Origin of the sequence: Paenibacillus sp. NPDC057967 (assembly GCF_042887015.1) — a bacterium.
In the GTDB taxonomy this organism is placed as follows: domain Bacteria; phylum Bacillota; class Bacilli; order Paenibacillales; family Paenibacillaceae; genus Pristimantibacillus.
The window spans coordinates 1-19,832 of the sequence record NZ_JBHVQB010000013.1 but is presented as its reverse complement, the minus strand read 5'-3'; the positions used below and the strand labels follow the sequence as shown (position 1 = coordinate 19,832).

General features: G+C 51.6%; 19 protein-coding genes. 15 read left to right on the top strand and 4 right to left on the bottom strand.

Features of this window, described 5'->3' with window-relative positions; all coding sequences use genetic code 11:
- Positions 1 to 20 precede the first annotated feature (20 nt).
- Complete coding sequence (locus tag ACFVSO_RS26525; RefSeq protein WP_387479743.1) at positions 21 to 818, bottom strand: hypothetical protein; 798 nt, start codon at positions 816 to 818, stop codon at positions 21 to 23.
- A gap of 442 nt (positions 819 to 1,260) precedes the next feature.
- Here ACFVSO_RS26525 and ACFVSO_RS26520 point away from each other — a divergent pair, with 442 nt between their 5' ends.
- The 3 genes from ACFVSO_RS26520 (at position 1,261) to ACFVSO_RS26510 (ending at position 3,842) form a co-directional block, all read left to right on the top strand.
- Positions 1,261 to 2,628, top strand: a complete 1,368-nt coding sequence (locus tag ACFVSO_RS26520; protein ID WP_387479742.1) for a dicarboxylate/amino acid:cation symporter — start codon at positions 1,261 to 1,263, stop codon at positions 2,626 to 2,628.
- A gap of 213 nt (positions 2,629 to 2,841) precedes the next feature.
- Positions 2,842 to 3,459: a hypothetical protein gene (locus tag ACFVSO_RS26515; protein WP_387479741.1), complete on the top strand. Its 618-nt coding sequence runs from the start codon at positions 2,842 to 2,844 to the stop codon at positions 3,457 to 3,459.
- Between the two features lie 113 nt (positions 3,460 to 3,572).
- A complete protein-coding gene (locus tag ACFVSO_RS26510; protein WP_387479740.1) occupies positions 3,573 to 3,842 on the top strand; it encodes a hypothetical protein in 270 nt (89 codons plus the stop codon).
- A 97-nt stretch (positions 3,843 to 3,939) separates the two neighbouring features.
- On the opposite strand, the gene ACFVSO_RS26505 is transcribed toward ACFVSO_RS26510, so the two are convergent.
- Together ACFVSO_RS26505 and ACFVSO_RS26500 are read right to left on the bottom strand one after the other, a co-directional pair.
- Positions 3,940 to 4,680, bottom strand: a complete 741-nt coding sequence (locus ACFVSO_RS26505; RefSeq protein WP_387479739.1) for a cupin domain-containing protein — start codon at positions 4,678 to 4,680, stop codon at positions 3,940 to 3,942.
- Positions 4,681 to 4,870: 190 nt separating this feature from the next.
- Positions 4,871 to 5,770, bottom strand: coding sequence for a helix-turn-helix transcriptional regulator (locus tag ACFVSO_RS26500; RefSeq protein WP_387479738.1), 900 nt, complete (start codon positions 5,768 to 5,770; stop codon positions 4,871 to 4,873).
- Between the two features lie 171 nt (positions 5,771 to 5,941).
- Here ACFVSO_RS26500 and ACFVSO_RS26495 point away from each other — a divergent pair, with 171 nt between their 5' ends.
- The 11 genes from ACFVSO_RS26495 to ACFVSO_RS26445 all read left to right on the top strand — a co-directional run bounded on the left by ACFVSO_RS26495 (position 5,942) and on the right by ACFVSO_RS26445 (position 18,001).
- The gene (locus ACFVSO_RS26495; protein ID WP_387479737.1) at positions 5,942 to 6,784 is read left to right on the top strand and encodes a sugar phosphate isomerase/epimerase family protein; all 843 of its coding nucleotides are present in this window, start codon (positions 5,942 to 5,944) and stop codon (positions 6,782 to 6,784) included.
- 40 nt (positions 6,785 to 6,824) lie between these two features.
- Positions 6,825 to 7,835, top strand: coding sequence for a Gfo/Idh/MocA family protein (locus ACFVSO_RS26490; protein WP_387479736.1), 1,011 nt, complete (start codon positions 6,825 to 6,827; stop codon positions 7,833 to 7,835).
- 205 nt (positions 7,836 to 8,040) lie between these two features.
- The gene (locus ACFVSO_RS26485; protein ID WP_387479735.1) at positions 8,041 to 8,781 is read left to right on the top strand and encodes a GTP pyrophosphokinase; all 741 of its coding nucleotides are present in this window, start codon (positions 8,041 to 8,043) and stop codon (positions 8,779 to 8,781) included.
- Between the two features lie 130 nt (positions 8,782 to 8,911).
- Complete coding sequence (locus tag ACFVSO_RS26480; RefSeq protein ID WP_387479734.1) at positions 8,912 to 9,292, top strand: ATPase; 381 nt, start codon at positions 8,912 to 8,914, stop codon at positions 9,290 to 9,292.
- A gap of 180 nt (positions 9,293 to 9,472) precedes the next feature.
- Positions 9,473 to 9,760 (top strand): Asp-tRNA(Asn)/Glu-tRNA(Gln) amidotransferase subunit GatC, encoded by a 288-nt coding sequence (gene gatC / locus ACFVSO_RS26475; RefSeq protein ID WP_387479733.1) that lies wholly within the window; start codon positions 9,473 to 9,475, stop codon positions 9,758 to 9,760.
- Positions 9,761 to 9,792: 32 nt separating this feature from the next.
- On the top strand, positions 9,793 to 11,250 hold the full coding sequence (gatA, locus tag ACFVSO_RS26470) for an Asp-tRNA(Asn)/Glu-tRNA(Gln) amidotransferase subunit GatA (RefSeq protein WP_387479732.1): 1,458 nt from the start codon (positions 9,793 to 9,795) through the stop codon (positions 11,248 to 11,250).
- 42 nt (positions 11,251 to 11,292) lie between these two features.
- Positions 11,293 to 12,732 carry an Asp-tRNA(Asn)/Glu-tRNA(Gln) amidotransferase subunit GatB gene (gene gatB / locus ACFVSO_RS26465; protein WP_387479731.1) on the top strand — a complete coding sequence of 480 codons (1,440 nt, stop codon included), beginning with the start codon at positions 11,293 to 11,295 and terminating at the stop codon, positions 12,730 to 12,732.
- 143 nt (positions 12,733 to 12,875) lie between these two features.
- Positions 12,876 to 13,592, top strand: a complete 717-nt coding sequence (locus ACFVSO_RS26460) for an MgtC/SapB family protein (RefSeq protein ID WP_387479877.1) — start codon at positions 12,876 to 12,878, stop codon at positions 13,590 to 13,592.
- The gene (locus ACFVSO_RS26455; protein ID WP_387479730.1) at positions 13,574 to 15,637 is read left to right on the top strand and encodes a DUF4097 family beta strand repeat-containing protein; all 2,064 of its coding nucleotides are present in this window, start codon (positions 13,574 to 13,576) and stop codon (positions 15,635 to 15,637) included. Before ACFVSO_RS26460 ends, ACFVSO_RS26455 begins: the two co-directional genes overlap by 19 nt.
- A gap of 80 nt (positions 15,638 to 15,717) precedes the next feature.
- Positions 15,718 to 16,149, top strand: coding sequence for a peroxide-responsive transcriptional repressor PerR (gene perR, locus ACFVSO_RS26450; protein ID WP_387479729.1), 432 nt, complete (start codon positions 15,718 to 15,720; stop codon positions 16,147 to 16,149).
- A 118-nt stretch (positions 16,150 to 16,267) separates the two neighbouring features.
- Positions 16,268 to 18,001 carry a glycosyl hydrolase family 18 protein gene (locus ACFVSO_RS26445; RefSeq protein ID WP_387479728.1) on the top strand — a complete coding sequence of 578 codons (1,734 nt, stop codon included), beginning with the start codon at positions 16,268 to 16,270 and terminating at the stop codon, positions 17,999 to 18,001.
- A gap of 71 nt (positions 18,002 to 18,072) precedes the next feature.
- On the opposite strand, the gene ACFVSO_RS26440 is transcribed toward ACFVSO_RS26445, so the two are convergent.
- Positions 18,073 to 18,426 (bottom strand): YgzB family protein, encoded by a 354-nt coding sequence (locus ACFVSO_RS26440; RefSeq protein WP_387479876.1) that lies wholly within the window; start codon positions 18,424 to 18,426, stop codon positions 18,073 to 18,075.
- Between the two features lie 164 nt (positions 18,427 to 18,590).
- Here ACFVSO_RS26440 and ACFVSO_RS26435 point away from each other — a divergent pair, with 164 nt between their 5' ends.
- Positions 18,591 to 19,472 carry a nucleotidyltransferase-like protein gene (locus ACFVSO_RS26435; RefSeq protein ID WP_387479727.1) on the top strand — a complete coding sequence of 294 codons (882 nt, stop codon included), beginning with the start codon at positions 18,591 to 18,593 and terminating at the stop codon, positions 19,470 to 19,472.
- Positions 19,473 to 19,832 lie beyond the last annotated feature (360 nt).

Sequence of the window (19,832 nt, the reverse complement as noted above, 5' to 3'; positions counted from 1 at the left end):
CTCCTCTGATTGTAATGGGATTAGCATTCTTCTTCCGAGCTGCTATCGCCGCCAGTTGATGGCGCTGGCGCAGGTGTGGCAGGCGCTGGCGTCGTCGGCTTGGAAGGAGCTGCCGGAGCCGAGCCCGAAGAGGAAGAACCGGAAGACGACGATTCCGAAGTACTATTCGTTTTAGCAGGCTCCGGCTTTGCAACCGTCACTGGTTTGGACGAATTGGAATTGTTGACGAAATTAATCGATTTGCTTGGGCTGGATTCCGTAGCAGCCGGTGCTGGCGCGGCTTTCGGCTCAGTCGTAGCAGCAGGCGCAGGAGATTTGCTCTCTTTCGCTGGAGTTGTCGCAGCAGGAGCTTCCTTCTGCGGTTCAGCAGATGGCTGAGGCTCGGTTTTTGTCGTCTCTACTGCCGTCTTATTGTCTGCCGGAGCTGGAGCGGATGTCTTCGCTGCTCCGTTATTCGATTCTTGCTTTGGCGCTTCTATAGCTGTCTTTGCGGCAGGCGCTGCCGGAGCATCAACTGCAAGAGGAGCTTCTTCTTCCGTTTTTTCAACCTGTGCCACTGTTTCGACAGCAGCGTCGTTTACAGCCGTTTCCGTTGCAACCGCTTGAGACGGTTCGTTCACTGGCGCAACCGGCTCCTCAGCAGCCGGAGCTTCCGACTCGTTGGCAGCGGCAGCGACAATCTCTTGCGTACCCGGATCATTATGGGAAGACTCCACTTGAGCCTTGTTGGCGGATACGGCTGCATACGTAAGCACGGTGAACGCGGCGACAGATGCGAGCAGTGTAATGGACAGCTTGTTTACCTTTGGTTTTTTCATGATTGGTAGACCTTCCTTTCGCGATGGCTCCATGCCAGGAGCTTGTTTGTAGTCGTTGCTTGCCAATTGCTGTACGAGAGGGATACAGTCCGCCCTAGACCCTCCTTTATTATGAATTCGGACAAAAAAAGAAGACCCAACAAGAGCAAAAACTCGCTCTCATTGAATCTCTGGTTATCCAGTCGATTAATTTGATCGTTCGCAGTCCCTATAAAAGTGGCTGTTCCTACTGTATCTGGCTTTAGTGTATGCGGACCGATACACGATGTCAATGATTATTTTAATTTTTCCTATAGTTTTTGTCGGAATTAAAGAAAAACATCATTTCCCATAACATTCCATAAAATTATTTTTCGTAAAACGGATTGACAATGTCATTTATTGTTTGTAAATTGAATACGATATTCCGATAAAAATTATAGGATTAGGAGGGTTTAATCGGATGGATAAAATAGATAACAACTTGTTACTAGCCATCGAAACGAATTGGTACAGCTTTGTCGTTTCCGTATTTGTGTTTGCGCTGTTGTTTTTCCTTGCCCGGAAGCGGGTTGGATTCGGTACCCGGGTATTGATTGCTTTGGGGATCGGAGTTATTACAGGCATCGTATTCCAAAGCCTCGAATCATTCGAGATCAAAGGCATTACGACCTTCGGCAGCATCTATGTCAACTTGATCAAAATGCTCGTTATTCCGCTCGTATTCGTATTGGTGCTGAACAGCATCGCGTCGTTGAAGAGTCTGGACTATTTGCGGAAAATCGGCTTTAAGACGTTCGCTTGGTTCCTTGGAACAACGGGAATCGCTTCGATTATCGGTCTACTGGTCGCGCTTGCCTTCAATCCGGGCAAAGGCTTGCATCTGGATATTCCGGCTGAATTTGCCGCACGCGAAATTCCGACCTTCTCGCAGGTTATTCTGGAGCTGGTGCCTTCCAATCCGATTAATGAAGCGGCGCAAGGCAAGGTTGTACCTGTCCTGATCTTCGCGATCTTCATTGCCATTGCGATTATTAAAGTAGGCTCCAAAAACGAAGAAACGGTGAAGCCGGTTCGCGATCTGATCCATTCGCTGACTCAGATCCTTCACCAGGTCGTCAAGTTCGTCATTCGCCTTACGCCATACGGCGTATTCGCCCTAATCGCAGGCATGACTGCCCGCTATGGCTGGGAGACGCTGACGGAGCTTGGCAGTGTTATCATATCCTCCTATGTGGCTCTGATTTTGCATTTTGTGCTTATCTTCGGCGGTCTTGTCTTGCTCGTAGCCAGAGTGAACCCGCTGAAGTTCTTCCGCAAAATCTATCCGATGATCGCAGTCGCCTTCTCGACGCGAAGCAGCTACGCTACGCTTCCGATTAACCTAGAAGTCATTACAAAGCGGCTGCATGTCTCTCCTCGGATTGCGAGCTTCGTCGCTCCGCTGGGCGCGTCGGTCAACTTCAACGGCTGCGGCGGGGTATGGCCTGCTATCGTCGCCGTCTTCTCGGCGCAGCTGTTCGGCATCACATTGTCCCTGACGGACTACATTATTCTTGTGTTGGTCAGCATCATTTCGTCCATCGGTGTGGCAGGCGTGCCGGGTCCGGCTGTTATCTCGACGACAGTCGTATTGACGGCGCTTGGTCTGCCGCTTGAAGGCATTGCGATAGTAGCTGGCGTCGAAGCGCTGATCGATATGGGCCGCACAGCGGTCAATGCGACAGGCACAACGGTTACGTCGCTCCTTGTAGCCAATTCTGAAGGCGAGTTCGACCGCGAAGCGTTCAATCGCAATGATGATGAGGAGATTGTTGTGAACGCAGTATAAGGATGGATGGTTTATGCAAGTAGCGGGAGCCCCAAGCCATATGGCTTGGGGCTCTTTTTATTTTCAAAAGGATAAGAAGGGGGACCCAACGCCCCCAAATTCAGGTAAAAAGTCGGTAGACCGCGGAGGGTCAATACCTATAATGGAAATAAGATACCAACATGATGCCTGCAAGAAGCGTAGGGTTGCCGGCAGAATACAGGAGGCGAGACTTTGGGAAGATCATTTGCGAATCTGCATATGAAGTCGGACAGCTTGGAGAAGTCGATTGAAGCATTCAGAGCGTTAGCGACACAGAACCCTGACTTGTTAGGGTTATCGGATGAGGATCAGAGGGACACGGACATAACGGGGACACACCATGAATCCGATAAGGACAAGCTTGTCCTGTATATAAGCGAAAACAACGAAAAGTGGGTCAGTGTTCTCCATGACTATTTTGTATGGGGGACGGTGAAGCGTATCGGCAAATCGCTGTCCAGGCTTGTCGCAGAGCCAGTCATGACGGTCGGATTTATTCATGATGAGATTTTCGAGCTGTCGGTATTCCAGAAGGGAGAGATTCAGGCCGAACGAATTTTTTGCGAAGAGTGGACCAGAAGCGAGTATGGTCTCCAGGAAGAGCGGCTTCATGATGACTATTTGCGGGAAGCACTGGATATTCCTCAGGAAGAGATGGATGTGCTCGCAAGCATGGCGAGTCCGGCACAAGCGGCAGACAAGCTAATCGAGCTCACAGGTCTATCGATATGGAGCGACTGGGAGTGGGTTCCGCATGAAGCGGAGCTAAGGGACCGATTTGCTAAACATGAGATTTCTTTGGCAGATTAGGTAGGATGCGGCTTTAGGATGATGCCTTGCCCTTAGGCGGAGCTTATGAAGAGTGGTGGTGAAGCGCAGTTGCGCAGGAAGCCTGGGCCAGCATACTAGCGCATATCGAAGCGGTGTCGCAGCCGATATATGTGCCGATTCCGGATATCATAGAAACATGGTCCATGCTGAACGATCTGCTGGAGGATGAGGAAGAGGTGAATGGGGTCCGGGAGGATCGCATCAAGCCGCTAATCTGGAGCAAGAAGACAGGGATGGGCTATGAAGAGGTCATTGCCCAGTCCTTTGAAGAGTTCTCGAATGAAATCCTTAAGCGTCTTGAGACTAAGCGTTATACGGTTGACGACGACGTGATTGCGTTTGATGGCCTGTATTTTGTATGAGCATACAGTCTTTTTCCATAAAGAAATAAGCAAAGGAGCTACGTGCGTCATGCGTAGCTTCTTTGCTTTGTCGTCTGTTAGTGCTGCGCGGCCTTCGTTAAGCCCATCTCCGATACAGGAACGGAATCGGATGAAAGGGCTGATCCAGCGGAGCATAGCAGCTCTCGGATTCGCCGGAGATCGGACGGTTCGGATAATGATAGGTCTGGTTCTGGTTCGCTTGCTGAAAAGGGGCAGGAGCCATCTGTGACATGTTCATGCCGCCGTGATTCATCATCGGCTGCATCTGAGTCGGATGCTGCTTGGAACAGGAAGCGGGAGGTCCGATGATGACGGTGTCTGTAATTGGAGCGAGCGTATCCTTCACCTTGGCCTCATCCAGACAATAGGTATGCGCCAGCACATGGGCAGGCGTAAGCCGCAAGATATCCGAGCCGAAGATGACCTCCGGCACCGGAGCGTCGAAGATGGCCAGCAGATGGGTGTTGTCCTGATTGGCCACCTCATAATGCCACCAGCCTTGCGGCACATTGGCAACTTGGCCAGGCGCGATCGTGAAGTTCAGCAGCTCTTTCGTAAAAGGATTGATGAGTGATACGACAGCCCCGCCGGCAATACAGTACACGAGTTCAGTCGCGTTCTGATGAATATGAGGTTCGACCACATTGTCTTTGCTTAGAAAGATATCCAGCAGAGATGCATTGCCTAGCGTATTCAATTGATTAATCGATAGCGTATTAATGACGTTCTGGGCATCTTTTTTGAAAAAAGGATTGTCGGACAGTGTATAAGTAAATTGGGTGTTCGGCGATGTGAAGTCCATGTAGGAATCAGCCATGCGTGTAGTTCCTGCCTTTCAGTAGAGAATGTTGACAGGATCAGTGTATGTTCACGCCCAGATGAATGTGATAGATGCCTATACAAATGCGGAATCTGAAGCTCACGAATACGTGTTGGATGTCCGCAATCAGACGCCGATCCCGCGTATCAGAGGATTGTATGGGCAGCTTGCGGCCCAAACGAAGGACTCACAGCACGCGGGACAGCTTACGGTATTCGGTCGCGGATATGCCCTCATGCTTGCGGAACAGTCGGCTGAAGTAGTGAATGCCGGAATAGCCCAATTGCTCGCTAATTTGCTCTACGGACAGATCGGTTTCCCGAAGCAGGCGTCGCGCCTCACGGTGGCGGACGTTGTGCAGAAATTCATTGGGCGGCAAGCCGGCCATCTGCTTGAACAGCTTGGCGGCATGATCGAGACTGAGATTCATCCGTTCGGCAATGCCCGCATTCGACCATGGCTCGGCAGGCTTACGCTCCATTTCGTCGATAATCTCCATCAGCTTGCCGCTGTATTGTGTAGTGAGCGAGCGGGAGCGGGACTGCTGCAGCCGGAGCAGATGCGTCAGGATGTTCAGCATCAAAGCCTTGCAAGCCAGCTCATAGCCCATAGGCCGAAGCGTAAATTCCTGTACCAATTGCTCCAATAGCTGCACACAGGCCAATGTTGGCGTATAGACGGGCTGTAGCGATAACGGCTGGAATCCGTCAGCAACCGCCTCATGCGCAAAGCGGTGATGCTGAACATGTTCTTCACTCACGATCATATCCGCTTCCGTCTGGATATCCAATTCGTCGAAGAAATCAAAGTGAATGCCCAAAAATCGCGTATCCGGACTAGATACCGCCTCATTCCGGTGGTAGACGCCTGCTGGCAGCACGATCAGCTGCCCGGCGGACAGCCCATGACGCTGGCCCTGCATCGTAGTGGCGGCTTCGCCTTGGCTTACATAGAGCAGCTCGAAGTCATAGATGCGCCTCTCGGGAAGGTGGCCCGTGGGCATCCGCTGGAACTGGGCGTAATGGATGCGCGGCGACCATTCCTTCACCGGGGCATGGCGCCGCAGCGGAAAACTGCTCTCCTCCATGTCGTTCTCCTCCTCTAAATTCTCTGCAATCAATTGAATGGATTTGTGCAAATAATAACTTTTCCCGCTAAATATTAATGGTGATTGAGGGGTTATTATAAAGGTATTATGGCATGAATAACCGTTCATCTCAACTGAACGGAATCCGACAAAGAGGAAGGGGCACTACGGATGAAAAAAGGAATTAACATTTGGTCGTTCCGTGCTGACCGCACCATTTTGGAATGCGCCCGGATTGCGAAGAAAGCCGGCTTTGACGGTCTGGAGCTGTCGTTGAATGGGACTGGAGAGCTGGGGCTTGAAGCGACTGACAAGGATGTCCTTGCCATCAAGTCGATGCTGGAGGATGAAGGACTGGAGATCGCGGGACTTGCGACGGGACTGTATTGGGATTACGCCATGACGAGCGAGGATGAGAGCAAGCGTCAGAAGGCTATCGATATTTGCAAAAAACAATTGGAGCTGGCTGCGGCTTTTGGTGTGGATGCGATTCTGGTTATCCCGGGCGCGGTGGGTGTTGATTTCATTCCGGGCTCTGAGGTGGTGTCCTATGACCGTGCTTATGACCGGGCATTGGAGGCGATTGGCAAGCTGGCGCCACATGCGGAAGCAGCAGGCGTATCCATCGCAATCGAGAATGTGTGGAACAAGTTCCTGCTCTCGCCGCTGGAGCTTCGCGGCTTCATCGACGCGCATAACTCCTCGTTTGTCGGCTCCTACTTTGATGTGGGGAACGTCGTGCACAGCGGCTACCCGGAGCAATGGATTCGGATATTGGGCCACCGGATCAAGAAGGTTCATTTCAAGGACTACAGAAGACAGGCCGGCGGCTTGCACGGGTTTGTAGACCTGCTGGCTGGCGATGTCGATTATCCTGCAGTTGTTCAGGCATTAGCGGATATCGGCTATGAGGGCTATGCGACGGCTGAGATGATCCCGCCTTATACGCATCACACGGATCAAATCATCTTTAATACTTCCAAAGCGATGGACGCCATTCTGGGCCGCAGCTAATGAAAGTCAGCCCTAACCTACATGATGAGGAGAGATGAGGATGCTTAGAGTAGGACTTATCGGATTTGGTTTTATGGGACGGATGCACTTTGACAATTACGTGCGGCTTATGAACGAAGGAGCAGAGGTGCAATTGGTCGCCGTATGCGATACTCGTATTGAAGAGCTGAAAAACGCATCTGCATGGGGCAACATTGCAACGGCCCAAGAGGTGTACGATCTGTCGCCTTACAAATTGTATGAGAGTATCGAGGAGATGCTGGAGAAGGAAGAGCTGGATGTCGTCAACATTACACTGCCGACGCCTCTTCATGCCGATCTGACGATCTCACTGCTTCAGCGGGGCATTCATGTCTTGTGCGAGAAGCCGATCGCCCGCACGTCGGAGGAAGCGCATCGGATGGCCGAGGCGGCCAAGGAGACAGGCAAGACGTTAATGATTGGACAATGCCTCCGCTTCTGGCCGGCTTACGAGTATGCCAAGCAATGCGTGACCGATGGGCGTTACGGAAACGTGTTGTCCGGCAGCTTCTTCCGCGGCAGCGGGACGCCGCAGGGCTGGTTCCTGGACGGGGAGCTGAGCGGCGGCTGCATGCTGGATATGCATATTCATGATACGGATATGATCAACTGGCTGTTCGGCAAGCCGGATGGGGTATCCTCCATCGCGCGAAATGTCATTCCCGGCAGCGCCTACGACAGCGTCTCGACCAACTATATCTATGCGGACGGCAAGGTGCTGAACGCGCAGGCTGACTGGTCGCTTCAAGGCGACTTCGGCTTCGCCATGTCCTACCGCATCAACTTCGAGGGCGGCAATCTGGTATTCGAGCGGGATCAGCTTCGCGTCAATCCGAACGATCAGCCCGGCTTCATCGCGGAGCTGCCGGCGGATATGGGCTATTACAGGGAGATGAAGTACTTCCTGGAAGCTGTGACGAAGGGCCAGCCGGTATCGGTGTGCACGCCGGAGAGCGCGGCGGCATCGCTCGAGATCATAGAGGCCGAGATTCGCTCGGCTGACAATCGCGGAGTGTTGGAGAAGGTCTAATGGACCGAAATAGCGGCAGTGGCCGTTTTGATATTGCGCATGAGGGGTATTCCGCCTGCAGATCGCCTGCAGTGCGGAATGCCCTTTTTTCCATATACAGGTTGATGCCGGTTGTCTTATTTGCAATTGCGGTCTCATTCATACTAAGATGGATTCATCCGAAGTGAAGGGCGGCGCTTGCCGTTCCTATAGAGGGAGATTCGTTATGAAGCCAATACAATTCGAACAGTTCAAGAAGATGAAGAATGAAGTTACACGGTTTATGATGATGTATCAGTTCGCGCTAAATGAGCTGGAGACCAAGATAGAGATATTAAAGGAAGAATTTCAATTTCTGCATGATTACAATCCGATCGAACATACCAAATCAAGAGTAAAGTCGCTTGAGAGTATCATGAAAAAAATTAGCCGCAAAGGCATTCCGTTCGTGCTGGAGGATATCAAGCATCAAATTAAAGATATCGCTGGACTTCGCATTACTTGTTCATTCATTAAGGATATCTATCATATCCGCGATATGCTGACGAACCAATTCGGTCTCCGCGTCAATGAGGAGAAGGACTATATCGAGAATCCGAAGCCCAACGGCTATCGGAGCCTTCATCTTCTAGTGGAGGTCCCGGTCTTTATGTCGGACGGGCAGGAGAGCGTCTGCGTAGAAATTCAAATTCGTACCATTGCGATGGACTTCTGGGCGAGTCTGGAGCATAAAATATTTTACAAATACAATCAGTCCGTTCCATCGAGCCTCCTTCAGGAGCTGAAGGAAGCATCTGACTCCGCCAATCGGCTTGATCTGCAGATGGAGCGCCTGCACCGGGAAATCTCCGTCATTAAGGAAACGCAGGGCGAAGACGGTGCGGAGGAGCTGACGCAATTGCTTATGGGCAACCAGCAGTTCAAGCTGCCTTCCGCGCTGCTTGAGCTTGGAAGAGAAGGGAGCTAACCCCTCTTTTACTTCCCGCTGCTGTTCCAATCTACACTCTATGATTCTCCTATTGGACATGAATATTAATTTCTAGTAGGATAATAGACAAGTAAAAAGCACAGCGACGATGAAATAGGGGTTGAGACTTATGCTGCAGCTAGGAACCAAGGTTGTCATAGTGGCTGACCAATTCGAACAAAAGCTTCCCATTGGGGAGTATGGCTATATAATCGCGTACGACCGCAATGCAGACAATGTGTTTGACTATGTGGTGCGGGTACCGAAGGCGAATCGCAACTTTCTCGTTCCGGATGAGGACGTGGAACTGGAAGAGGTGCTGATTCAATTGGAAGTAGACCGCATTGAGCGGGAGACTCTCATCGACTATGCGCTTGCCACGCATAACGAAGAGCTGTTCAAGCGGATTATGAAGGGCGATGAGGAAGAAGCGGAGGAAGAGCATGCGGGCAAGGAGCCCATCAGCCGCGAGGACTTCATCCGCCAGGTTAACCTGAAGGCGTGGATTTAACCTGTTGCGCCCCGCGTCTGGCAACGGTTCGCGCAGGCGGAAGGACGGAGCTTGGGACTTGGGTCCCCTCCGTCCTTTTTGTTTTGAAGGGGCCCGCATCAATCCGTACCCTATCATTGCTGATCGGCGCATATGTAGGCTATAATAAAAAGAATGACTTTTGCAGAGGAGAGTACCCTGATGAGCATAACATTAAAGGATGTTGAGCATGTCGCCAATCTGGCCCGTCTGGATTTGAGCGATGCGGAGAAAGCTCAGTTCACCGAGCAACTCAACGCGATATTGAAATATGCAGAGAAGCTGAACGAGCTGGATACGGACGGAGTTGAACCGACCAGCCACGTGCTGCCGATTACGAATGTCATGCGCGACGACGTGAAGAAAGAATCGCTTCCGATTGAGAAGGTGCTGCTTAACGCGCCTGACGAGGAAGACGGTCAATTCAAAGTGCCGGCGGTGCTTGAATAAATTACGGTTTTATTTGAAGGGAGGAGCTACTGTTGGCACTGTTTGACCTACGCCTGCAGGATGTACATAACAAGCTAAACAACAAAGAGCTGTCCGTAACGGAGCTCGTAGACGCGTCATACGCGAGAATCAAGGAAACCGATGAATCCATTAAGGCTTTCCTTACCTTGAATGAAGACGGCGCCCGCTCGCAAGCGCATGAAATGGACAAGCGTCTGCAAGAAGGCGGCGACAAAGGCCTGCTGTTCGGCCTTCCGGCCGGCATTAAGGACAATATCGTAACGGAAGGTTTGCTGACCACTTGCGCAAGCCAATTCCTGAGCAATTATAATCCGATCTACAGCGCGACAAGCGCGCGCAAGCTGAAGGACGCGGATGCGATCACGATCGGCAAGCTGAACATGGACGAATTCGCTATGGGCGGCTCGAACGAGAACTCCAGCTACTACCCGACGCGCAATCCATGGAATACCGACTACGTGCCGGGCGGCTCCAGCGGCGGCTCTGCGGCGTCCGTAGCGGCAGGACAAGTCTACTTCTCGCTCGGCTCTGACACAGGCGGCTCCATTCGTCAGCCGGCCGCTTATTGCGGCATTGTAGGCCTTAAGCCGACATACGGCCTCGTGTCGCGGTTTGGCCTGGTCGCCTTCGCATCTTCGCTGGATCAGATCGGCCCGCTGACGAAGAATGTCGAGGACGCCGCTTATGTGCTCCAATCGATTGCAGGCTATGACGCTAGCGATTCTACATCCGCGAAGGTCGACATTCCGGATTACACGTCTGCCCTGACAGGTGACGTGAAGGGGCTCCGCATTGGCGTTCCGAAGGAATACCTTGGAGCAGGAATCGATCCGCGCGTGAAGGAAGCGGTTATGAATGCGCTGAAAGTCTACGAATCGCTAGGGGCAACCTGGGAGGAAGTGTCGCTTCCGCATACCGACTATGCGATCGCGACGTACTATTTGCTTGCTTCTTCCGAAGCTTCTTCCAACCTGGCTCGCTTCGACGGCGTTCGTTATGGCGTCCGCGCAGACAACCCGGACAACCTGATCGACTTGTACCGCAAGTCGCGCAGCCAAGGCTTCGGACCGGAAGTGAAGCGCCGCATTATGCTCGGCACCTATGCGCTAAGCTCCGGCTATTACGACGCTTATTACTTGAAGGCGCAAAAGGTGCGCACGCTGATCAAAGGCGATTTCGACAACATCTTCAAACAATACGACCTGATCATCGGACCTACGGCTCCGACTCCAGCTTTCCGCATCGGCGAGCAAGTCGGCGATCCGCTAACGATGTATCTGAATGATATATGTACGATTCCAGTCAGTCTGGCCGGCATTCCGGCGATCAGCGTTCCGTGCGGAACGGCTGACGGCCTGCCGATCGGCCTGCAAATTATCGGCAAGGCATTCGACGAATCGACGGTGCTTCGCGCCGCGCATGCCTTCGAGGCTCATACCGACCATCACAAGCTGCGCCCGCAGCTGTAATTATCGCGTACAAGTAGGACGCTTAGGAAAGGAACGATAAGAATGTCTGTAGCGAACAAATACGAGACGGTCGTCGGGCTGGAAGTGCACGTCGAGCTGCATACGAACAGCAAGATCTTTTGCGGCTGCTCTACTTCCTTCGGCGCACCGCCCAATACCCATACCTGCCCGGTATGCCTAGGTCATCCCGGCGTATTGCCGGTGCTGAACCACCAAGCTGTGGAATACGCGATGAAAGCTGCGATGGCGCTGAACTGCACCATTGCCGACGTCAGCAAATTCGACCGCAAAAACTATTTCTACCCGGATTCGCCGAAGGCGTACCAAATCTCGCAATACGATCAGCCGATCGGCGAGAATGGCTGGTTAGATATCGAAGTGAACGGCGAGACGAAGCGCATCGGCATTACGCGCCTTCATCTGGAGGAAGACGCGGGCAAGCTGACGCACGTAGACGGCGGGTACGCATCGCTGGTCGACTTCAACCGGGTCGGCACGCCGCTTGTCGAGATCGTATCGGAGCCGGATATCCGCACGCCAGAGGAAGCAAAGGCATATCTGGAGAAGCTGAAGGCCATTATGCTGTATTGCGATGTGTCTGATGTGAAGATGGAAGAGGGCAGCCTGCGCTGCGACGCCAACATCAGCCTTCGTCCATACGGTCAAGAGAAGTTCGGCACGCGCGCCGAGCTGAAGAACATGAACTCATTCCGCGGCGTACAGCGCGGACTGGAATATGAGCAGTTCCGTCAGGCAGAGATTCTGGACGCGGGCGGGGAAGTCGTACAGGAGACACGCCGGTTCGACGACGCTGCGGGCAAGTCGTTCTCGATGCGCGGCAAGGAAGAAGCGCATGATTACCGCTACTTCCCGGACCCGGATCTGGTCAGATTGCATATTAGCGAAGAGTGGAAGGAGAGCGTCCGCGCTTCCATCCCGGAGCTTCCTGATGCTCGCAAAGCCCGCTATACGGCGGATTACGGCTTGCCGGCCTACGATGCCGAGGTCATCACCTCATCGAAGAACCTGGCTGATTTCTTCGAGGAGAGCCTCTCTTACACGAAGGATGCGAAAGCCGTCTCGAACTGGATTATGGGAGACTTGCTGGGCTATCTGAATGCGAACGGCCTTGAATTGTCCGATGTCAAGATTACCGGACAAGGACTAGGCGAGATGATCGGCTTGCTGGAGAAGGGCACCATCAGCGGCAAAATCGCCAAAACCGTATTCAAAGCCATGCTGGAGAGCGGCAAGCTGCCGCAGCAGATCGTAGAGGAGCAAGGCCTCGTTCAAATTAGCGATGAAGGTGCGATTCTAGCCATTGTCGATGCAATCATCGAGAAAAATCCGCAATCTGTCGAAGATTTCCGTGCTGGCAAGGAGAAGGCAATCGGCTTCCTTGTCGGACAGATTATGAAGGAAACGAAGGGCAAAGCGAATCCGGCACTTGTCAACAAGCTGCTGCTTGAGCGTCTTCAATAACGATTGACCTCGTATCCTGTAAGGCGCGATTCATCATGTAGAGATGAGTCGCGCCTTTTGCCGCATATGATGAGGTAGGCAGGGATAGGGTGCTAAGATTATAAGATGAGAGGTCAAGATCGACGATGATGACATTGAGCGCATTGCATAATCCATGGTTTATTGATGAAGTGGACATATTGATCCGTTTATCACTAGCATTGCTGCTTGGCGGCCTGATTGGGTTGGAGCGTGAGCAATCGAATCACGCTGCAGGCCTGCGTACGAATATTTTGGTTTGTCTGGGCGCTTGCTTGCTGATGCTCTTGTCCATATACGGGTTTTCGGATTTCGTAGAGGAGCCGAATGTACGAGTCGACCCGGCTCGTCTGGCAGCGGCAGTCATTACAGGTGTGGGCTTCTTGGGCGCTGGCACCATCTTGTTCACAGGCAAGTCGATTACCGGACTGACCACTGCGGCATCGCTCTGGGTTGTTGCGGCGATTGGTCTGGCGGTAGGCGCCGGGTTTTATTTTGCATCCGCAAGCGTCACGGTGATGGCTCTACTTACGCTATGGCTGTTTAACAAATTGGAGAAGCGGTATATTAAAGCTAAAAAGGAACATCTCATCAGCGTCCATGCTGCGGACTTGTCTGCTGTAATGAACAAGCTCAATCACATTTTGGATCACCGCAAGGTGACGATCAAAAAAATGTATATGGAAGACGTGGCGGATAGCGACAAGCGGAAGGGCAGCGATGAGCCTCTGACCAAGCTTGTGCTGCATATTATCATGCCGCAGCGCAAGAACGAGAAGCTGATGCAATTAATGGACGAACTGAAGAAACTGGAGGGCATACGTTGGGTAAGCTCGGAATAAAACGGCAGGCCGGTAGGCTGCTTTCCATCCTGCTTGCTTTTGCGCTGCCAGGTCTCGGCCATGTTCGGAATGGGCAGTATGCCAGAGGTTTTCTTCTGCTGGCCGCTTTGCTGCTTGACTATGTTGCGATTTTCCGGTTGGCGGATTCCGACGGAGGCAGGCATCTTCTGCTTATTGTATATTTGGTGTTGCTGTTGCCTGTGTTCTATTTCATTAGCGTCTTTGAGGTGTTGCAATTTGATCACGAGCACAAGAAGGAAGATGTCCCGCTAAGGCTTAGGGATGGAATATGGCTGACGCTTGCAGGCGCGTTCATGCTGATTTTGCTGAAGCCGCCTGCCATTATGCTGCCTTGGATGAATGAGCTGGCGGAGTGGTCGGTCGGACCGCTGCTTATGCTCGTCTCGCTCTTATGGCTGCGCGCAACAAGGAAGGGAGACGGCATTATGTTCAGGCTGGGGCGGATAACGGCATGCATCATCCTGCTGGTTCTTGGCGCTTTGCTGCTATGGGACCATATTCGGGGCCGCAATGACATTGCGCTGCTGAGGGATTGGTGGCCGCTTGTGTTTGTGTTCCTCGGCATGGAGATTATCCTGTACAGCACGCTGCTGAAGCGGAAAGCAGCGGGTCTCCGGCTGGATGCCGCAGGCATAGCCGCCTCTCTTGTTATTGTAGTCACAGCCTATGCGGTGACGCAGTATGCGGATTTTCCGGTGAAGTGGCTCGATCAGTTCAATGTGGATTTGAATGGCAGGAAGGAATATGCGGAGGAGAACGGCTTCCGTTTTGACAAAAATGTGATGAAGGTGCCCTTCGACGATAGCGTGGAATCGCTGCGGATTGAGAATGCCAATGGTGATATTCATGTCCGCATGGGCGAAGTCAATGAAATCGAGATCTATACGACCGTATGGGTTGATCTGACCGACGAGGCTGAGGCCAAGGCTGTTGCGGAGCAGTCCCTCATTCATGCCGTCCCTGGCGTGGAGACGGTGTTAGAAGGGAAGGGGCAAGCCTACGGAGCGAACGGCAATCGGCTGCCGAAGATGAACGTGGAGATCATTATACCGAAGCTGGACGAGCCGCAGGAAGACATCATGGGGCCGCCAACTCCGCCCCCGGAGGAGCCCGATGACGGGCAGACTGAAGGCCCCCAAGAGGCTGAAGGTGACAGCGCATCAGAAAGCTCCCTTTTACCGGAAGATTCCGGCATGCCTTTAGCGGAGAATTCGCTTGATCATACCGTAGAATCGCAAGAAGCGGATGCTCCGATCAAGCCGGGCGATACTGCGCTTGAAGATGGCTTGGCGAGCGATTCCGGCACTTCCCAAGACGGTGCGGGTCAAGATCAGGTGCAAGACGGTCCGGTGCCGGGTATCGATACAGGTGACTCTATGGGTTCGGAAGAACAGAGATCGCCTGGAGTGGGAGAATTGAAGCTGAACATTAACAGCGGCAATGGTTCGGTTACAGTCATGGATGTGTATGCGAAGGGCGGCGTGCTTGTTCGGAGTGCGAGCGGTCTCGTGCAGTTGACCGCCATTCATGGCGATATATCGGTGGAGGGCATTAACGCCAGTCTCGAAGCGTATTCCATTCAAGGGCAGAGCAGTCTCGTGACGAAGAACGGGAGCATCAAAGTCGAATCTGCGACTGATGATGTCTTTGCAAGCACGATGAACGGCAATCTGGAGTTGAGTGATATCTATGGCGATCTGGACACCGAGACGAAAAACGGCGGCATTCGGATCTCGAACGCTGCAATGGACATTAAAGCGAACACATTGAACGGCAACGTGGAGATCGATAGTTCTGTCGTTGGCGGCAACTGGGATCTGGACAGCTCTGTGGGAGAGATCAATCTTCACGTACCATATAGCGGCAGCTATACGGTATATGGATCGGTAACTTTCGGCAATCTTACGACCGATCTTCCGCTGGTCCAGACGCGCAAAACGCTGCGAGGTGTCATTGGAGACGGCGATTATCGCATTCATATTAATGCGACAAACAGCATATCGATACATGGTCAGGGACTTTAGGCGAACGGTGCATTCATTGACAAATTTGCGAACGTGAACGTACAATAGTAATAACTACTATATAGAAAGGCGTGAGGGGAATGGCGGCCAGCGTTCAATTGGCACTAGAGCAACTGAAGATGAATGGCGTCCGGATGACCCCGCAACGTCACGCCATATTAAGCTATCTAATGGATTCCAAGTCTCATCCTACAGCAGATGAGATCTATAAGGCGCTCTCACCGGCATTTCCGAGCATGAGCGTAGCGACCATATACAACAATCTCAGGTTGTTTGTAGAAGCTGGCTTAGTGCGTGAACTTACGTATGGCGACGATTCAAGCCGGTTCGATGCGGATTTATCCGATCATTATCATGCCATCTGCAAGAGCTGCGGACAAATTGTCGACTTTGGTTACCCGCCGCTGCTTGAAGTGGAGAAGGCTGCTTCGAGAGAGACGGGTTTTACGGTACAGGGTCATCGGATGGAAATATACGGATTGTGTACTTCCTGCAACACAACCGCGAAATAAAACGTATATAAACTAGATAAGTCTTTACACATAACGTGCCGGAAGCGATCATACGCTACACTGCACGTTTTTGTTTGAGAGGAGACTTGATTCAATACGTGGATTGGAGAGTGAGAGATTGGAGACGAATGTAGGGCGCGCAACCCGCAAGAGACGAAGAGGCGGCTGCGGTCTAATGCTTGTATTGTTTTTTGCAGCGGCCATTATTACCTTCGGGTGGTTCGGATATATGAAGTTCATCCCAAGCAATGAACATCAAGCACCAAGCTATAGCTCGGCGAACCCGATTGTCGTATCCGGCAAGGATACGGGGTACGGGGCTGTCATAGACGACGGGGGAGTGAAGCTTCCGCTTCCGCTGCTGGAGACGTTGCTCGGAGAGGACAAGCCGATTCATTATGAAGAAGAGTCCAAGACGCTTGTCATGACTACAGCAGACAAGGTGCTGCGATTGAAGACGGATGCCTTGACCGGGATTATGAATCAAAGCGACTACAAGCTAACGATAGCTGCGGAAGTCGTGGATAATACCGTGTATATTCCTACGGAGCCGCTTGAGGAATTGTTCGGCATTCATGCCGAATATGACGAGGCCAGCTCGATCATTACGATCGTTCGGGAAGCCGAAGCCATTCAACTGGCGGAAGCTACGTCGAAGGATGGCTCGGCCATTCGAGTTGCTCCTTCTATTAGAGAGCCGTATTTGTTCAAGGTTCCCCAAGGAGATACAGTACGCATATGGGAAGAAGCCGACGGATGGATGCTTGTTCAGAACACAGCAGGTCATGTCGGGTATATGAACAAAAAGGATCTGAGACTAACGAAGATCGATCAGATTCCGGAGCGTGAGAAGCCAAAAGCCTTTATCCCATGGAAGGTCATGGGCAGCAAAATTAATCTGACATGGGAAGCAGTCTATAACCGGAAGACGGATACGTCCAAGATTGGGGACATGCCGGGTGTCAATGTCGTCAGTCCAACCTGGTTCGAGCTGAAGGACGCCAAAGGCACCATTGAAGGAAAAGCGGACCCGGCTTACGTGAAGTGGGCGCATAATCGCGGTTATCAGGTATGGGGACTATTCAGCAACGGCTTCGAGCCGAAGCAGACGACCGAAGCACTGTCGACTGTTGAGACCCGATTCTCTATGATCCAACAGCTGCTGGCCTTCGCCGAAATCTATAACCTGCAAGGAATCAACATTGACTTTGAGAACGTCTATACGAAGGATAAGGAAAATCTGGTGCAATTCGTGAAGGAAATGACGCCGCTGCTTCATGAGCAGGGACTCGTCGTCTCCATCGATGTGACGCCGAAGTCGAACAGCGAGATGTGGTCGGTCTTCCTGGATCGTCCCGCACTTGGCAAGGTCGTCGATTATATGATGGTCATGGCCTACGATGAGCATTGGGCTTCCAGCCCGAAAGCCGGCTCCGTCGCTTCGCTGCCTTGGGTAGAGAAATCTATGACCCGTATTCTGGAGGAAGACGGCGTGCCAGCAAGCAAGCTTATCCTGAGCATGCCGTTATATACGAGAATTTGGACAGAGCAGAAGGATGAGTCCGGGGCTGTGAAGGTTTCTTCGAAAGCTGTAGGGATGGAGACGGTGAAATCCATCATTAGCGAGAAGAAGCTGAAGCCGGTACTGGACGAAGCTGCTGGACAGCATTATGTGGAATATCAGGAAGAAGGAGCGCTTAAGCGGATCTGGATCGAAGATGAGCTCTCCATGAAGTCGAGAGTGGAGATTGCGCGAAAATATGATTTGGCTGGAGTTGCCACCTGGCAGCGATCATTCCAGACGCCTTCCATTTGGGGAGCTATTGATGAAGCTTTGACCAAGATGCCATAATGACGTTCTTCCTAATAAAACAAGACCTCCGGGCGCTATCGCTCGGAGGTCTTGTTATGTATACGGATGAGTTACGCTTTAATGTCTTCCACCTTCAGATCAGTCGCTTGGGAGGGGTCCAACGTAAGGATCGTACGGCAGAACATGCAACGATCGGTTTTGCCCAGCATCTTGGTCTGTCTTCCGCATTCCGGGCATTGCAGCATGGTGGCGCTTGTCGACATCATGCCGGCCCAGAAGTAGATGGCCACGCTTATGAGCAGCGCTATCATGCCGAATACCATGAAGATTCCCGCAATGATTTTGCCTGCTTGTCCCCAGAGGACAATACCGGCGGTACCCAGTATCATAATCCCCATGCCGACTAGCGTAAAGACAAGTCCCCAAAGGCGGAATTCATTGATTTTTGCCGATTTAAAAAAGATCTTTTTCATTATTCATACCCTTCCTGTGACTATTGGCTTACGAAAATAAGACGCAATTTCTACGACGGAAAGCAGGAAAGTGCATCCGGTTTGTCGAAAAGGAATAAATCTGTAGATTATTATTATAGCCTAATCTACTTCGATTAGCTATACGGAGGAACCCAGTGGAGCATATCAGAGAGCATGTAATAGACACCTATCGGGAACTGCCTGGATTGTTGGCCATATCTGTCATCAAAAACCCGTACTCCTATAACCCGCTTATTGATGGTTTAGATATGCTAGTGCTTCTCGTGACCGAGCGATCTGTCGACGTGGAATCCGCGGAGCATGTTCAACTGGACGATGAACGAGCGCTTATTCGACTGGTACATCGTGATGAGCTGGATAAGTGGATTACAGGCGGCGAGAATCGCAATATTATTGAATGGTTAGTGCGGGGGGAGATATGGTTGGATCGCGACGGTTATCTGGCAGGCGTTCGTGAACGGATGCTTCTGTTCCCTGAATCCATGCGTGAGCAAAAGCAATTCATCGAATTTACCGGATTTCTGAGAACGTATTTGCAGGCAAAACAGGATCTATTGGATGGCAATCTGCTGGATGCGTACAGTCATGTGCTGACGGCTCTTCATCATTGGGCGCATATTGTGCTTATAGAAGAAGGAAGACATCCGGAGCTTACCGTATGGAAGCAGCTTAGACGGGTACATCCCGGCGTGTACAAGTTATATGAAGAGTTGACGGCAAGTCCGGAGACGCTGGAGCAGCGAGTGCAGCTTGTTATGCTGGCGTGCGAGTTCTCCGTTATGAGCAAGATGAAAGTATGCTGTTCGATCTTATTGGATATTATGAATAGCCGTGAGGAGCCTTGGAGTATCGGGGAGCTGCAAAGCCATCCGTCGATCAGTCCTTTGCGAATCGAGTTATCCCTGGTCATTCACAAGTTAGTCAAGCGTGCTTACATTAGAGAAGTTGCTGTTATGCAGGAGCCCAAAGAGTCTGGAGCCCTTGAGCTAAGATATATGGTTACCGCCACATCGTAGACGGGCTAAGGGGAGACGTACTGAGCTGAATAAGCTTGGTGCGTCTCTTTATATGAGGCTTGCAAAAAATATGTCATTTGGTGTTGACGAGTTCTAGAGATCTGTGATACATTAGAACTCGCCGCTTTTGCGAGTGAAACAAATCGACAGCAGACAAGATTAAAAAAAATGTCGAAAGTCGAAAAAAAGTACTTGCAATAAGATAGGCACCTGTGATATATTATAAAAGTCGCCGCTGAGACAAACGGCTGACACGCAAGAAAATGAAAGACATAAGATTGTTCTTTGAAAACTGAACAACGAGCGAAAATGCCCTGTCATTAATGACAGAAAAGCAACAACGTTATTGAGCAAGTCAAA

Coding starts and splice junctions, on each gene's coding strand:
- ACFVSO_RS26525 (WP_387479743.1), bottom strand. CDS start 818: ATGAAAAAACCAAAGGTAAACAAGCTGTCCATTACACTGCTCGCATCT.
- ACFVSO_RS26520 (WP_387479742.1), top strand. CDS start 1,261: ATGGATAAAATAGATAACAACTTGTTACTAGCCATCGAAACGAATTGG.
- ACFVSO_RS26505 (WP_387479739.1), bottom strand. CDS start 4,680: ATGGCTGATTCCTACATGGACTTCACATCGCCGAACACCCAATTTACT.
- ACFVSO_RS26500 (WP_387479738.1), bottom strand. CDS start 5,770: ATGGAGGAGAGCAGTTTTCCGCTGCGGCGCCATGCCCCGGTGAAGGAA.
- ACFVSO_RS26495 (WP_387479737.1), top strand. CDS start 5,942: ATGAAAAAAGGAATTAACATTTGGTCGTTCCGTGCTGACCGCACCATT.
- ACFVSO_RS26490 (WP_387479736.1), top strand. CDS start 6,825: ATGCTTAGAGTAGGACTTATCGGATTTGGTTTTATGGGACGGATGCAC.
- ACFVSO_RS26485 (WP_387479735.1), top strand. CDS start 8,041: ATGAAGCCAATACAATTCGAACAGTTCAAGAAGATGAAGAATGAAGTT.
- ACFVSO_RS26480 (WP_387479734.1), top strand. CDS start 8,912: ATGCTGCAGCTAGGAACCAAGGTTGTCATAGTGGCTGACCAATTCGAA.
- gatC (WP_387479733.1), top strand. CDS start 9,473: ATGAGCATAACATTAAAGGATGTTGAGCATGTCGCCAATCTGGCCCGT.
- gatB (WP_387479731.1), top strand. CDS start 11,293: ATGTCTGTAGCGAACAAATACGAGACGGTCGTCGGGCTGGAAGTGCAC.
- perR (WP_387479729.1), top strand. CDS start 15,718: ATGGCGGCCAGCGTTCAATTGGCACTAGAGCAACTGAAGATGAATGGC.